This is a genomic window from Micromonospora sp. CA-246542, from assembly GCF_050942905.1.
In the GTDB taxonomy this organism is placed as follows: domain Bacteria; phylum Actinomycetota; class Actinomycetes; order Mycobacteriales; family Micromonosporaceae; genus Micromonospora.
The window spans coordinates 5,058,203-5,072,442 of sequence record NZ_CP192040.1; the positions used below are offsets into that span (position 1 = coordinate 5,058,203).

Below are 14,240 nucleotides of genomic sequence, written 5' to 3' on the forward strand. Positions count from 1 at the left end.
CTCAAACCTGTGACCCTGGCGGGATCAGGCCTTCGGGATCTCCACGTCCGGAGCCCACGCGCCGGCCTTCGCCTTGAAGGCCCACACCTTGACCTGGGCCGGGTCCAGCTCGCCGTTCGGCTCCCACTTGTAGGTCACGCCAGAGGCGGAACCGGCCTTGTTGTAGGTGGAGAGGAAGGCCTGGATGTCGGTACGGGTGGTCTTACCGGCCTTGATCGCCTCGAGGTAGATGTTGGCCAGGTCGAACGCCACGTCCGCGTACACGCCCGGGTCGACGTTGTACTTGGCCTTGAAGTCGGTCACGAAGGTGCCCTTGGCGGCGGTCGCCGGACCACACGGGCAGGTCGCGATGGTGCCCTCGACGTCCTTCTGACCGGCCACCGACAGCATGTTGGCGTCGTTGATGCCGTCACCACCGATGAACGTGCCGGTCCAGCCGGCGGCACGCAGCTGCTTGAGGAACGGCGCCGCCTCCTCGGTGTAACCCGCGTAGAACAGCACCGTCGCGCCGCTGGTCTTCACCTTGGAGATCTGCGCGCCGAACTCCTGCGCGTTGTCGACGACCTTGTCGGTGCCGATGACCAGCGAGCCGAGGCCCTTCTTGGCCTCGTCGGCCAGACCCGCGCCGTACGCGGACTGGTCGTCGATGACGAACGCCTTCTCGGCCTTCAGCACCGTCTTGATGTAGCTGGCGATCGCCGGGCCCTGGGAGAAGTCGTTGCCGACGCCCCGGTGGAAGACCTTCCAGCCCTTCTCGGAGAGGCTCGGCCGGGTGGCCGACGGGCTGATGCTGGGAAGGGTCGCGGTGTCGAAGATCGGCAGCGCGACCTCGCTCTCACCGGAGAACGCCGGACCCACCATGCCGACGATCTTCGAGTCGGCGACCGCGCTGGTCGCCAGACCACCGGCGAGGTCGGCCTTGCCCTGCGAGTCGAACGCCTGAACGGTGACCTTGCAGTCCGCGTTCGCCGCGTTGTACTTCTCCACGGCCAGGTCGGCACCCTGCTTCATCGGGGTGACCAGGCCGGCGTCGGCGCCCGAGAGGGCCCCGAAGAAACCGATCTTGAGGTCGCACGCCTTGCTGGCGGAACCACCCGACGTGCCCTCGTCCTTCTTACATGCGCTGGCGCCGCCGGCAACAAGCGCCACGATGGCGACGCTGCCGAGGACGCGCACGAAGTTTTGCCTCAAGGCTGGAACCCTCCTCCGTCCAGAAGCCCGGTGGCGCCTCGTAGAACGCCAAGGCCACACCGGACCGGACCGTTCACCCGGTCTGGGGCGGGACGTTATCCCACAACCACTACTCCCCGTAAGGTGTCGTAGGCGGCGTTGACTCAACCGTTACCAGAAGCGGAAAAGCTCGCGTTTAGATGTCACATCGGCGCCTGTCGACAACTCGTCAAACGGGCCCAGAGGGCGCGAACCACACCCGCGCCGCCACCCCGTCGTCGACGGTGACCACCATCCGACCGTCCGCCGCCGCGACCGCCGCCGACGTGTCCCCACCAGCCGAAACGTGACCTGGCAGGGTCACCTGAGCCCACGACTGGGCATCCCCGGCGGACCGCCACAGCCGATGCCCGTCGCTCGCCACCGTCATCGCCAGCACCACGTCGGCGTCGCCGGCAACCGCCTCGACCCCCGCCACCGCGCCCGCGCCCGTCGCCCCGAAATCCGCGACAGCCCGCCATTCTTCGGCGCCGACCGTCGCCTGAGGCGACCATTTCCAGGCGTGGAATGCGCTCCCCCGCACCCCCAGGGCGTACACCACGGGCCCCACCCGGACGAGACGCTGCACGACCTCGTCCGCACCCGCCGCCGGCAACGCCGTGCGCGTCCACGCCCGGCCGTCGGCCGACGACCAGACGTACGGATCACGGTCGGCCCGACCCGCCGGCCGACCCCCGCCCGCGACCAACCAGCCATCGGGCGTCGCCACCACGTCCGTGGCGATCGTCGTCAAGCCCGCGTCACTGGCCAACCCCGGAGCATCGTCGACCAGCGCGAAGTCGGTCGCGTCCGCGGAACGCCACACCGCCGCCCCGCCCGTGCGGGCCCCCGCGATCAGCCACCCGCCAGCGCCACCCGCGATGCGGCTCGCGCTGACCGCCTCCGGTCCCCCGTACAGCTCGAACTCCGCCGGCACCTCGGACAGACCACCGTCGGCGTCCTGCCGCCACGTCCGCACCCGCGGATTGCCGTGCGCGCCACCCGAGCGCGCCCCGATGACGGCGATCCGACCCTCGGAACAGCCAACCGCGTACAGGATCGCGCGCTCGCCGTAGTAGCTGATCGGCCGCAACGGCAACGACGTCCACACGCGACCGTCCACGCTCCGCCAGGCAGCCGGCCGGGTTCCACCATCGGGCGCACCCACCGCGCCGACGGCGTACCACCGACCCGCGCACGCGGTCACATCACGCGCGATGAGCCGCCCCGGCGCACCCGGGGGCACCGGCAGATCCGCCATCTCCCACCGTGGACGCACCGGTTCGGGAAGCCGCCCGTCGTCGGCGGCCCGGCAGCCCGCGAGCAGCGTGACGACAACCCCGACCACCGCGACCGTACGCCGGACCGACACGCAACTGATGCTACCGATCCGATCACCCGTAGCCGAGGATCGACCAGCGCTCAGACGGACGGTTGCTGCGCCACCTCGCCGCCGGCGGTCTCCGCGAGGATCCGCTCGGCGACCTCCTTCATGGTCATCCGGTGGTCCATCGCCGTGCGCTGGATCCACTTGAACGCCTGCGGCTCGGTCATCCCGTACGTCGTCATCAGCGCGCCCTTGGCACGCTCGACCGTCTTGCGGATCTCCAGGCGGTCGGTCAGGCTCGCGACCTCGGCCTCCAGGGCCGCGACCTCCGAATACCGCGACAACGCGATCTCCACCGCCGGGACCAGGTCACTCTTCTGGAAAGGCTTCACGAGGTACGCCATCGCGCCCGCCGCCCGCGCCCGCTCCACCAGATCCCGCTGGCTGAACGCGGTGAGGATGATCACCGGAGCGATCCGCGCGCCCGCGATGCGCTCGGCGGCGGCCAGCCCGTCCATGATCGGCATCTTGATGTCGAGGATGACGAGGTCGGGCTTCAGCTCCTCGGCGAGGCGTACGGCGGTCTCGCCGTCGCCGGCCTCCCCCACCACCTCGTAGCCCTCTTCGACGAGCATCTCGGCGAGGTCCAGCCGGATCAGCGCCTCGTCCTCGGCGATCAGCACGCGCCTGCGCTCGGCATCCGTCGGCGTCTCAGCCACCAGCCCTACCCCCACCATCGATCACTGCACGGTCACCACCCATGCTCCCGCATGAGAGTAGTCGGGTACAGTGAGCGTCACCCGCCGGGATGGTGGAACGGCATACACGGAAGTCTCAAACACTTCTGCCCGAAAGGGCTTGCGGGTTCGAATCCCGCTCCCGGCACCTTGTCATACACGTGTTCGATGATGCAGGCGTGCATCCACCGCAGATGCGGGCACGCGCCCGCGCCCTCCGCGCTCGCGGACACAACATCCATTCAGTAGCCCGCGCGCTCTCCTTGCCCTACTCCACGGTCTGGCACTGGTGCGTCGATCGACCCAAACCAGCGAAGTTCGGCACCGAACTACGATGCTTTCGCTGCTCGCCGAATGTCGGCAACCCGACCGATCCCGAGACCTACGCCTATCTGCTTGGCCTCTATCTCGGCGACGGCCACATGGTGACCACTGATCGGGTTCCGGTCCTACGCATCTACTGCTCCGACGCCTGGCCCAACCTCATCGACGCCTGCGACGGCGCCATGCGGGCCGTCCTCGCCAACAAGGTCCAGCGCATCCAGAAACAGGGCTGCGTTGCGGTGCAGAGCACCGGCAAGCACTGGCCCTGCCTGCTCCCTCAGCACGGCCCCGGCAAGAAGCACGAGCGACCGATCGTCCTGGTCGACTGGCAACGGGCGATCATCGAAGGCCATCCGGGCCATTTTCTGCGCGGGCTGTTCCACTCCGACGGCTGCCGTTCCGCCAACCGGGTGACCGTGCGCGGCAAGGAGTACGTCTACCCGCGCTACCTGTTCTCGAACAGGTCGTCCGACATCATGTCCCTCTGCCAGTGGGCGCTCGACCTGCTCGACATTTCGTGGCGGATGAACCTCCCATGGTCGCTCTCGGTGGCGCGGCGCGACGCCGTCGCCACCCTCGACCGACACGTCGGCCCGAAGTCCTGACCAGGGTCACGCGCGGGCCATGGCCGGCGCGCCGATGAAGTCCATGATCGCCTTGTTGACCTCGTCGGCGTGGGTCCACGGGATGCCGTGCGGGGCGCCCTTGAGGGTGACGAGTCTGCCGTCGGGCAGCATCGGGGCGAGCCGTTGGCCGGTGACCGCGATGGGCAGCACGGCGTCCTGGTCGCCCTGGACGATGAGGATCGGCACGGTGATCCGGGGCACGTCGGCGCGGAAGTCGGTGGAGATGGTGTCGATGCACTGGTACATCGCACGGGCGGAGGCGAGCCGGCCGATGGCCCAGTGCGCCTTGAACGCTTCCTCGCTGACCTGCTTGCCCTTGGTCTGTTCGTAGTTGAAGAAGCTGGTGCAGAAGGCGGTGAGAAAGGCGAACCGGTCGGCCACGATGGCCTGCTTGAAGCCGTCGAGGACGCTGCCGCCGACGCCGTCGGGGTTGTCCGCGGCCTTGCGCAGGAACGGCGCGAGAGGGGAGAGCAGGATTCCCCGGCTGACCCGGTCGGAGCCGTACCTGCTGAGGTAGCGGGTCACCTCGCCGGTGCCCATGGAGTGGCCCACGAGGATGGTGTCGCGCAGGTCCAGCTCGGTCATGAGGGTGTCGAGGTCGGCCGTCAGGGTGTCGTAGTTGTATCCGGTGTCCGGTTGGCCGGAGGCGCCGAATCCGCGGCGGTCGTAGGTGATGACCCGGTAGCCGGCCTTGAGCAGGGGGTTGGCGACCTTCTCCATGGTCGCGCCGTTGAAGGGGAAGCCGTGGATGAGCACGACGGGTTGGCCGGAGCCGTGGTCCTCGTAGTAGATGTCGACGGCGGTGTTGTTTTCGGTGCCCACGGTGATGAACGGCATGTTCGTCCCCTCGTTCGGCTCGGCGTTGTCGGCCGACGTGGCTTTCCCCGGGCCTTGACGGTCATGCCGAGCGTGGGAGCCTGTGGCGGGACCGATGACAGGGGTGGATCTGATGCGGGTGGTCATCTTCGGTGCGACCGGCATGGTCGGTCAGGGCGTGTTGCGGGAGTGCCTGCTCGCCGAGGACGTGCGGGAGGTGCTCACCATCGGTCGCCGGCCGACCGGTCAGCGGGACCCGAAGCTGCGGGAGTTGACCGTCGCCGACGTCGGTGACCTGGAGTCGGTACGGGCGGAGCTGACCGGCGTCGACGCCTGCTTCTACTGCCTCGGTGTGTCGTCGCTGGGTCTGGACGAGGCGGCGTACACCCGGGTCAGCTACGACTTCCCGATGGCTGCGGCGCGACTGTTGGCCGAGGTGAGCCCGCAGGTCACGTTCGTCTACGTCTCGGGCGTCGGCACCGACTCGACGGGGCAGGGTCGGGTGATGTGGGCGCGGGTGAAGGGCCGCACCGAGAACGCGGTCATGGACCTGCTGCCCAACGGGTACGCGGCGCGGCCGGGGTTCATCCAGCCGACGTACGGGGCGGTGTCGCGGACGCGGGCCTACCGGATCGGGTACGCGGTGACCCGTCCGCTGTTCCCGGTGTTGCGGCGGCTGCTGCCGAACCACGTGACGACCACGGACGGGATCGGCCGGGCGATGCTGCGGGTGGCGCGGGAGGGCGCGCCGACCCGGGTGTTGGGCAACCGCGAGCTGCGCTGATCAGACGATCGCGTCGAGCGCCTGGGCCAGGTCGGCGCGTAGGTCCTCGGGATCTTCCAGGCCGACGGAGAGGCGCAGCAGCGCGCCGGTGGGCTTCGCGTCACCCTCGACGGGGCGGTGGGTGAGCGACGCGGGGTGCTGGATGAGGGTGTCGACGCCGCCGAGGGACACGGCGTGGGTGATGAGCCGGCAGGCGTCGGCGACGGTGGCGGCGGCGGGCGCGCCGCCGCGTACCTCGAAGGCGAGGAGGCTGCCGGGTCCGGACATCTGCCGGCCGACGAGCGCCGCCGGGTCGTACACCGAGGGGTGGTGCACCCGGTGTACGGCGGGGTGGTCGGCGAGCCAGCCGGCGAGTTTCTCGGCGGTGGCCTGTTGGGCACGGACCCGCAGCGGGAGGGTCTGTAGGCCGCGGTGCAGGAGGTAGCCGCCGAGGGGGTGCAGGATCGCGCCGGTGACGGCGCGGACCTGGCGCAGGCGCACCGCCCAGGCCTCGTCGCAGGCGACGACGCCGGCGAGGACGTCGCCGTGTCCGCCGATGCTCTTGGTGGCGCTGTGCAGGACGAGGGCGGCGCCGTGGCGGGCGGGTTGTTGCAGGACGGGGGTGGCGACGGTGTTGTCGACGAGCAGGGGCACGTCGCCGGCGGCGGTGGCCAGGGCGGCGATGTCGACGAGGTCGAGGGTGGGGTTGGCGGGTGTCTCGATGACGACCATCGCGGTGTCGGGGCGGATGGCGGCGGCGACCTGGTCGGGGTGGGCCCAGGTGACGGTGGTGCCGAGCAGACCGGTGGCGAGGACGTGGTCGGTGCCGCCGTAGAGGGGGCGGACGGCGACGATGTGGCGGTGGCCGTCGCGGGTGGCGGCGAGCAGGGTGGCGGTGAGGGCGGCCATGCCGCTGGCGAAGGCGACGGCCTGTTCGGTGCCTTCGAGGGTGGCGAGGGCGGTTTCGAAGCGGGCGGCGGTGGGGTTCCAGAGCCGTTGGTAGACGGCGCTGGCGTCGGCGGGCAGGGTGCCGCCGGTCGCGAGGTGTTCGTAGGCGTTGCCGCCGTCGTCGACCGACGGCAGCGGGTTGGTGGTGGACAGGTCGATCGGTGGTACGTGCACGCCGAGCGTGCGCAGGTCGTCGCGGCCGGCGTGTACGGCTCGGGTGTCCACCGTCGTCATGCGGGTAGGGTCGAACATCTGCCAAGCCGGCGGCAACAGTTTGGTGGATGATTCTGTCGAGAGCCCTGGTTTTGTCCGGTGGTTCGGAGGACGATGCTCGGATGCCCTCTGAGTCGAACGATGTGCGGCCGTATCCGGCCCTGGACGAGGTGGACCGCGCGATCCTCGCCGAGTTGGTGGCGGACGGCCGGTTGCCGAACAACGCGCTCGCCGAGCGGGTGGGGGTGGCGCCGTCGACGTGTCTGACGCGTACGCGGGCGTTGCGCGAGCGCGGGGCGATCCGGGGGTTCCACGCGGAGGTGGATCCGGCGGCGCTGGGCCTGCCGTTGCAGGCGCTGGTGTCGGTGCGGTTGACGGCGCACGAGCGGGCGGCGGTGGACGCGTTCCGGGCGCGGTCGGTGCGGCTGCCCGGGGTGGTGTCGGTGTTCCACGTGGCGGGCGCGGAGGACTACGTGCTGCACGTGCGGGCGGCGTCGGGTGACGCGTTGCGGGACTTCGTGCTGGACCATCTGGCGGTCGATCCGGTGGTGCAGCACACGCAGACCAGCCTGATCTTCGAGCAGGCGCGTGGGGTGGGCTGAGCGGCTGTCGGAATGAACGGGCAGGCCGGGGAGTTGGCACTGCGTGTGATCACCGTACCGTTGTCTGTTCTTGATCTTGCCCCGGTCGCCAAGGGTGCCACCGCCGGCGCGGCGTTGCAGGCCACCACCGAGCTGGCCCGACGCACCGAGGAGCTGGGTTATCACCGCTTCTGGGTGGCCGAGCACCACAACATGCCGGCGATCGCCAGCTCCGCGCCGGCGGTCCTGCTGGCGCACCTGGCGGCGAACACGTCGACCATCCGGCTGGGTTCCGGTGGAGTCATGCTGCCCAATCACGCGCCGCTGGTGGTGGCCGAGCAGTTCGGCACCCTGGAGGCGCTGCACCCGGGCCGGATCGACCTGGGCATCGGCCGGGCCCCGGGCACCGACCAGGTGACCGCGCTGGCGTTGCGGCGCACCATGGAGGGCCTGTCGGCGGAGGGTTTCCCGCGTGAGCTGGCCGACCTGATGAACTACTTCAGCGGGGAGAAGCCGGGGCAGATCGTCGCCACCCCGGGTCGCGGCGAGCAGCCGGCCGTGTGGCTGCTGGGGTCGAGCGGCTTCAGCGCCCAGCTGGCCGGCCTGTTGGGTCTGCCGTTCTCGTTCGCGCACCACTTCAGCGCGGCGAACACGCTGCCGGCGCTGGCGCTGTACCGGCAGAACTTCCGGCCGTCGCAGTGGCTGGACAAGCCGTACGCGATGGTGGCCGTCAACGCGGTCTGCGCCGACACCGACGAGCGGGCCGAGTGGTTGGCCGGGCCGAGCGCGCTGTCGTTCCTGAAGCTGCGCTCCGGTCGGCCGGAGCCGTTGTCGACGCCGGACGAGGCGGCGGCGTACCCGTACACGGAGTTCGAGCGGGAGTTCGTGCTGCAACGGCGCGAGGGTCAGGCGATGGGCTCGCCGGAGACGGTGCGGCGGCAGCTCACCGAGTTGCAGGAGCGCACCGGCGCGGACGAGCTGATGCTCACCACGCTGGTGTACGACGTGGCCGACCGGGTGCGGTCGTACGAGTTGATCGCCGAGAAGGTGGCCGGGGGCCTGCGCCGGGACGCGTGAAACACGATCTTCACGTCAGCGTCACTCCCGCGACCCGGACGGTGCCTAATGTTGGTGCCGGTGGTGGTACGGCATTCCCGGTCGGGACGGGTCGGGGATGCCGCGGTGTGGAGCACCGGGCTGCAGCTGTGCGGATTCCGCGGCTGCGGCCCGGTGCCTGCCACCTTAGGCGAACTCGATCAGTACCGCCAGGGTCAGATCAGCGTAGGTAGATGTTCGGGGTCGGTGGGCTGGCCATCTGGTCGCCGATGAAGAACCCCGGGTGCGGCGGCTGGTTGTAGGCGGTGTTCTGCCACGCGATCGCCACCCGGTACTGCGGGTCGTGCATCAGGGTGTAGATCCGGGTGCTGGTCGGAGTGGGTGTGCTGTAGATGCGCAACGCCCGACTGTCGGTGGACCGCCAGATCACCTCCTCGCGCCAGTCGCCCAGAATGTCGCCGGAGAGCGACGGCGTGGACTTGGTGCCGTTGTTGGACGCGACCCCGCTGCCGTCGAGCAGTCGGGTCTCGCCGCCGGTGCCGTACTTGTCGATCCTCGTGGCGTCCAGCAGTTCCCGGACGGGGTCACCGTCCCACCAGGCGAGGAAGTTCGTCGACGACGGCTTGCGGCCGATGTTCTGCCCTCGGGTGTTGGCGAGGCCGGAGACCGCCGCGGACCAGGACTCCGCGCCGGGGCTGCCGGCCCAGATGTCCGCCGAGACGCCCCGGCCGTTGTCGCCGGAGGCCGGCGTGGACCACAGGATCTGACCGGTACGGGCGTCCGCGAACCACGAGCTGGGCTTGCTGCCGTCCTCGTCGACCTTGAACACCTCCAGGCCGGCGCGGCCCGGGTCGAGGTCCCCGACGTGCATCGCGTCGCCGTGCCCGTTGCCCGTCGAGTAGAGCAGCCGCCCGTTGTCGTCGATGGTGGCGGCGCCGTAGACGATCTCCTGGCGGCCGTCGCCGTCGACGTCGGCCACGGAGAGCTGGTGGTTGCCCTGGCCGGCCGCCGCGCCGTTGCCGGAGGAGTTCGAGTCGAACGTCCAGCGCTTGGTCAGCGAGCCGTTGCGGAAGTCCCAGGCCGCGATCACCGCCCGGGTGTAGTAGCCCCGCGCCATGATCAGTGACGGGCGCTGGCCGTCCAGGTACGCGGTGCCGGCGAGGAACCGGTCCACCCGGTTGCCGTACGAGTCGCCCCAGGACGACACGGTGCCGCGCGGCGGGTCGTAGTTGACGGTGGATGCGATCGCGCCGGTCTGGCCGTTGAACATGGTCAGGTACTCGGGGCCGGACAGCACGTAACCGCTGGAGTTGCGGTAGTCCGCCGACGACGAGCCGATGAGCTGGCCGGTGCCGGAGCGGGTGCCGTCGGCGGTCTTCATGGCCACCTCGGCGCGACCGTCGCCGTCGTAGTCATACACCTGGAACTGGGTGTAGTGCGCGCCGGCCCGGATGTTGCGGCCGAGGTCGATGCGCCACAGCCGGGTGCCGGTCAGGGTGTACGCGTCGACGTAGACGTTGCCGGTGTAGCCGGACTGGGAGTTGTCCTTGGCGTTCGACGGGTCCCACTTGAGGACGATCTCGTAGCTGCCGTCGCCGTTGAGGTCGCCGACGGAGGCGTCGTTGGCGCTGTAGGTGTAGCTCTCCCCGCTGGGGGTAGTGCCGCCCGGCGGCACCTGGAGGGGCACGTCCAGGTAGCCGTTGGCGAACTGCAGGGCCGGCGCGGACGCCGCCTGCTCGGCGCCGCCCACCACGGCCCGCACGGTGTACGTCGAGCCGGCCGCCGCGCCGCTGTCGAGGTAGTTGGTGGCGCCGGTGATGGGGTTGGCGTTGACCCTGGTCGAGCCGCGGTAGAGGTTGAACGACACGCCTGAGGTCTCGGTGCCGAGCAGACGCCAGGAGACCAGGTTGCCGTTGCCGGAGCGGACGCTGACGAGCCCTCGGTCCAGGTTCTCCAGCTGTTTCGCCCCGGCCGGGGGGTTGGTGGGTGGCGGCGTGGTCGGTGGCGGCGTCGTGGGCGGTGGGGTGGTCGGGGCCGGGGTGGTCGGCTCGCCCGTGGGAGGCGCTCCGGTGCAGGTGACGCCGTTGAGCGTGAAGCTGGCCGGTGCCGGGTTGCTGCTCGTCCAGGAGGCGTTGAACCCGAACGAGGCGGTGCCGTTGGTGGCGAGCGCGCCGTTGTAGTCGACGTTGCGCGCGCTGACCTGCGCGCCGGACTGGCTGACCGTGGCGTTCCACGCCTGGGAGACCTGCTGGCCGGCGGCGTAGGACCAGGCGAGGGTCCAGCCGTTGATCTCCTCGCCGAGGTTGGTGATGGTGACGTTGGCGCCGAAGCCGCCCTGCCACTGGTTGGTGACCTGGTAGTCGACGCGACAGCCGACGGCGGCGGCCGAGGCGACGACCGTGCCGAGGGTGCCGGCCACGACGACTGCCGCCGTCGAGGCGGCGAGCAGGGTCAGCCGTTGTCTTGACGGGTGCATGAACTGCCTCCGGGGGATCCGGTGGTGACCGCTGTCGGCCCACCTGCCCTGCCCGGGAAGCACGGTGGACGGTCCGCCGCGGCGGCGACGAACGGCGATCTGGTCGGGGTGTTGACGCCCTGGAACTCGGATCCGGCTCAGCCGCATCGTAGGGCAAGCGCTTTCCGATCCGCAATATCGACGACCGTCACCCCGTACGGCTCTTGACCCTTCCCCACACCGCCTGATCGACTCGACCGGATGAGCGCCCCGCACATGGATCCGGACGAGTTCCGCCGCGCCGGCCACGCCGTTGTCGACTGGATCGCCGACTACTGGACGACGCTGCACCAGCGACCGGTCACCTCCGCCGACCCGCCGGGCACGGTGGCCGGGGCCCTACCGGGCTCGCCGCCCACCACGGGCGGCGAACCGGTCGAAGCGCTCCTCGCCGACCTGGACACCATCGTCCTGCCCGGGCTGACGCACTGGCAGCACCCCGGCTTCTTCGGCTACTTCCCGGCGAACACCTCCGGCCCGAGCCTGCTCGGTGACCTGGTCAGCTCCGGGCTCGGGGTGCAGGGCATGATGTGGGCGACGAGCCCGGCCTGCACCGAACTCGAGACGGTCATGATGGACTGGCTGGCCGAGTTGCTCGACCTGCCGCCGCGCTTCTCCTCGACCGGGCCCGGTGGCGGCGTCATCCAGGACTCGGCGTCCTCGGCGACCCTGGTGGCCACCCTCGCCGCGCTGCACCGCGCCAGCGGGGGTCGTTGGCGCGCGACCGGCATCGACCGGCGCTACCGCGCGTACACGTCGGCGCACGGGCACTCCTCGATCGAGAAGGCCGCGCGGATCGCCGGACTGGGCGCGGACGGCATCCGGTCGATCGACGTGGACCCGGACACCCAGGCGCTGCGCCCGGACGCGCTGCGCGCGGCGATCGAGGCGGATCTGGCCGTCGGGGACGTACCCGCCATCGTGGTCGCGACCATCGGCACGACCTCCACGACGGCCATCGACCCGGTGGCGGAGATCGGGGCGATCTGCGCCGAGTACGGCATCTGGCTGCACGTCGACGCGGCGTACGCTGGTTCCGCCGCCGTCTGCCCCGAACTGCGCTGGTCGCACAACGGCCTGGAGTACGCCGACTCCTACTGCTTCGACCCGCACAAGTGGCTGCTCACCGGCTTCGACTGCGACGCGTTCTGGGTGGCCGACCGCCGGGAGCTGATCGAGGCGCTGACCGTGCTCCCCGAGTTCCTGCGCAACGCGGCCTCCGATTCGGGTGCGGTGCTCGACTACCGGGACTGGCAGGTGCCGCTGGGTCGGCGGTTCCGCGCCCTGAAGCTGTGGTTCGTGCTGCGCTGGTACGGCGTCGAGGGGCTGCGGGCGCACATCCGCTCCGGCGTCGCCCTGGCCGCCCGGTTCGCCGATCACCTCCGCGCCGACGACCGGTTCGAGCTGGCCGCGGCGCACCCGTTCTCGCTGGTCTGCTTCCGGCTGCGGGCCGACGACGACACGAACGCCGAGCTGCTGGCCCGGGTGAACGCCACCGGACGGGCACACCTGACCCACACCCGGGTGGCCGGCCGGTACACGCTGCGGCTGGCCGTCGGCTCACCGCAGACCACCGAAGCGCACATCGACGAGACGTGGACGCTGCTCGCCGAGGCGGCGGACAAGCTGTTGACGCGCTGACGGCCCGGGCGCTACCGCCCGCCGGGTCGCCGATGTGGCGGCATCGCGACGCGGAGACCCCGCCAGATCGCCGACGTCGCGGCGTCGCCGCCTGCAGACACCGCCACATCACCGATCCGCAGTCGACCTCCCGCCGCGACGGCGGCAGAGGAGCCGCGTCCCGGCTGCCCGCCGGCAGGGCTGATGGCCGGCGGCAGCGCCGCCTGCGGGGCGAGGACCCAAATGAGCGTGATGCCGGTGAGTCATCTTGATGACTCACCGGCATCACGGTCACAGGGGGGTAGGCACTCCGCCGCGAACACCGACGGGAGAGCACCAAGTCGACCGACGTCACCGGAAGCCGCCGCGCGGGTCAGCGCCCTCCCGGGGTGCCCGCCACGCTGAGATCGGCCGGTGCGCTGCCGTCGGCAGCGCCGGTGATGACAGAGACCGACTCAGGAAGCACCGGCAAGACAGCGCCGGCTGCCGTGGCCGTCACGGTGGCGGTGGCAGCGGTGGCGCGGGCTCGACGGGTGCGGCGCAGGGCGCGTACGGCGAAGACCAGCGCGGTCAGCCAACCGGCGGCCAGCAGGACGTAGAGGGTGGGGCGGAGCGGTCCGCCCAGCTCGGCCGACCGGATCAGGGTGCGGGCGTTGGTCAGCACGATGACGCCACCGACCGCCGCGCCCAGCAGCTGGGCGGGCACGATACGCACCAGCCACGCGGCCAGCGGAGCGGCGATGAGCCCGCCGATCAGCAGGGCGACGACGGTGGGGAGGAGGAAACCCTCCGTTCCCAGCCCGATCAGGAAGCCGACGCTGGCGGCGCCGGCCACCACGAACTCGGCGGTGTCGACCGAGCCGATCACCTTGCGGGGCTCCAGGCGACCGGAGACCAGGAGCGCCGGGGTGGCGACCGGGCCCCACCCGCCGCCACCGGTCGCGTCGACGAAGCCGGCGACCAGGCCCAGGGGGCCGAGGAAGCGTCCGCGCAGCCGTCCGCCGACCCGACCGGTACGCAGTGGTCGGGCGAAGCGCACCAGCAGGTACGCGCCCAGGGTGAAGAGGATGGCGGCCATCCACGGCGCGGCTGACTCGGTGGAGATCGAGCTGAGCAGCGTGGCCCCGGCGAACGCGCCGATCGCGCCGGGCAGGGCGATGCGGGTGACCACCCGCCAGTCGACGTTGCCGAACCGCCAGTGTGCGACCCCGGCCGCGAGCGTGGTGCCGATCTCGGCCAGGTGCACCGACGCCGAGGCGGCGGCGGGCGCGACCCCGACGACCAGCAGCAGGGTGGACGAGGTCAACCCGTACGCCATGCCGAGCGAACCATCGATCAACTGCGCGACGAGCCCGACCAGAGCGAGGACCAGTAGCTTGCGCACGAGCGCCCCCTGACTTTTCGGTATCTCCTATCGACTTGGTCGACAATGCGGCACGGCGGAGCCGGGGTCAAGTGTCTGATCGGTGGATGGGACGGCCGCAGGTCGGCGTCGACGCGTCAGC

The 14,240-nt window shown here is 70.8% G+C and carries 12 protein-coding genes and 1 tRNA gene; 6 read left to right on the forward strand and 7 right to left on the reverse strand.

Annotation, left to right across the window (positions count from 1 at the left end; genetic code table 11):
* Positions 1-24: 24 nt before the first annotated feature.
* From ACQP0N_RS23320 to ACQP0N_RS23330, 3 genes are all read right to left on the reverse strand, one after another.
* Complete coding sequence (locus ACQP0N_RS23320) at positions 25-1,191, reverse strand: branched-chain amino acid ABC transporter substrate-binding protein (protein ID WP_433114108.1); 1,167 nt, start codon at positions 1,189-1,191, stop codon at positions 25-27.
* Between the two features lie 208 nt (positions 1,192-1,399).
* Positions 1,400-2,581 carry a hypothetical protein gene (locus tag ACQP0N_RS23325; RefSeq protein WP_433114110.1) on the reverse strand — a complete coding sequence of 394 codons (1,182 nt, stop codon included), beginning with the start codon at positions 2,579-2,581 and terminating at the stop codon, positions 1,400-1,402.
* A 50-nt stretch (positions 2,582-2,631) separates the two neighbouring features.
* Entirely contained in the window at positions 2,632-3,255 is a 624-nt protein-coding gene (locus ACQP0N_RS23330; RefSeq protein WP_355049623.1) for an ANTAR domain-containing response regulator, read from the reverse strand.
* A gap of 83 nt (positions 3,256-3,338) precedes the next feature.
* Between ACQP0N_RS23330 and ACQP0N_RS23335 the strand changes: the two genes are divergently transcribed.
* Both ACQP0N_RS23335 and ACQP0N_RS23340 read left to right on the forward strand, forming a co-directional pair.
* Positions 3,339-3,421 (forward strand) — tRNA-Leu (locus ACQP0N_RS23335).
* 31 nt (positions 3,422-3,452) lie between these two features.
* Positions 3,453-4,202, forward strand: a complete 750-nt coding sequence (locus ACQP0N_RS23340) for a transcriptional regulator (RefSeq protein WP_433114112.1) — start codon at positions 3,453-3,455, stop codon at positions 4,200-4,202.
* 6 nt (positions 4,203-4,208) lie between these two features.
* Here ACQP0N_RS23340 and ACQP0N_RS23345 read toward each other — a convergent pair whose 3' ends face one another.
* Entirely contained in the window at positions 4,209-5,060 is an 852-nt protein-coding gene (locus ACQP0N_RS23345; RefSeq protein WP_433114114.1) for an alpha/beta fold hydrolase, read from the reverse strand.
* A 94-nt stretch (positions 5,061-5,154) separates the two neighbouring features.
* Between ACQP0N_RS23345 and ACQP0N_RS23350 the strand changes: the two genes are divergently transcribed.
* A complete protein-coding gene (locus ACQP0N_RS23350; protein ID WP_433114116.1) occupies positions 5,155-5,823 on the forward strand; it encodes an NAD-dependent epimerase/dehydratase family protein in 669 nt (222 codons plus the stop codon).
* Here the strand turns inward: ACQP0N_RS23350 and ACQP0N_RS23355 are convergent, their stop codons facing one another.
* On the reverse strand, positions 5,824-7,002 hold the full coding sequence (locus ACQP0N_RS23355) for a trans-sulfuration enzyme family protein (RefSeq protein ID WP_433114118.1): 1,179 nt from the start codon (positions 7,000-7,002) through the stop codon (positions 5,824-5,826).
* A gap of 83 nt (positions 7,003-7,085) precedes the next feature.
* Here ACQP0N_RS23355 and ACQP0N_RS23360 point away from each other — a divergent pair, with 83 nt between their 5' ends.
* Complete coding sequence (locus ACQP0N_RS23360; RefSeq protein WP_355049541.1) at positions 7,086-7,565, forward strand: Lrp/AsnC family transcriptional regulator; 480 nt, start codon at positions 7,086-7,088, stop codon at positions 7,563-7,565.
* Between the two features lie 12 nt (positions 7,566-7,577).
* Entirely contained in the window at positions 7,578-8,621 is a 1,044-nt protein-coding gene (locus tag ACQP0N_RS23365; protein ID WP_433114121.1) for an LLM class flavin-dependent oxidoreductase, read from the forward strand.
* Positions 8,622-8,820: 199 nt separating this feature from the next.
* On the opposite strand, the gene ACQP0N_RS23370 is transcribed toward ACQP0N_RS23365, so the two are convergent.
* Entirely contained in the window at positions 8,821-11,076 is a 2,256-nt protein-coding gene (locus tag ACQP0N_RS23370; protein ID WP_433114123.1) for a cellulose binding domain-containing protein, read from the reverse strand.
* A gap of 240 nt (positions 11,077-11,316) precedes the next feature.
* On the opposite strand from ACQP0N_RS23370, the gene ACQP0N_RS23375 reads away from it, so the two are divergent.
* Complete coding sequence (locus ACQP0N_RS23375) at positions 11,317-12,756, forward strand: pyridoxal-dependent decarboxylase (RefSeq protein WP_433114124.1); 1,440 nt, start codon at positions 11,317-11,319, stop codon at positions 12,754-12,756.
* Positions 12,757-13,108: 352 nt separating this feature from the next.
* Here ACQP0N_RS23375 and ACQP0N_RS23380 read toward each other — a convergent pair whose 3' ends face one another.
* Positions 13,109-14,119, reverse strand: a complete 1,011-nt coding sequence (locus tag ACQP0N_RS23380; protein ID WP_433114126.1) for a sulfite exporter TauE/SafE family protein — start codon at positions 14,117-14,119, stop codon at positions 13,109-13,111.
* Positions 14,120-14,240: the final 121 nt, after the last annotated feature.

What these genes read in the sequence shown, in the direction of transcription:
- ACQP0N_RS23345 (WP_433114114.1), bottom strand. Translation starts at nt 5,060, where the DNA reads ATGCCGTTCATCACCGTGGGCACCGAAAACAACACCGCCGTCGACATC.
- ACQP0N_RS23350 (WP_433114116.1), top strand. Translation starts at nt 5,155, where the DNA reads ATGACAGGGGTGGATCTGATGCGGGTGGTCATCTTCGGTGCGACCGGC.
- ACQP0N_RS23355 (WP_433114118.1), bottom strand. Translation starts at nt 7,002, where the DNA reads ATGTTCGACCCTACCCGCATGACGACGGTGGACACCCGAGCCGTACAC.
- ACQP0N_RS23360 (WP_355049541.1), top strand. Translation starts at nt 7,086, where the DNA reads ATGCCCTCTGAGTCGAACGATGTGCGGCCGTATCCGGCCCTGGACGAG.
- ACQP0N_RS23365 (WP_433114121.1), top strand. Translation starts at nt 7,578, where the DNA reads ATGAACGGGCAGGCCGGGGAGTTGGCACTGCGTGTGATCACCGTACCG.
- ACQP0N_RS23370 (WP_433114123.1), bottom strand. Translation starts at nt 11,076, where the DNA reads ATGCACCCGTCAAGACAACGGCTGACCCTGCTCGCCGCCTCGACGGCG.
- ACQP0N_RS23375 (WP_433114124.1), top strand. Translation starts at nt 11,317, where the DNA reads ATGAGCGCCCCGCACATGGATCCGGACGAGTTCCGCCGCGCCGGCCAC.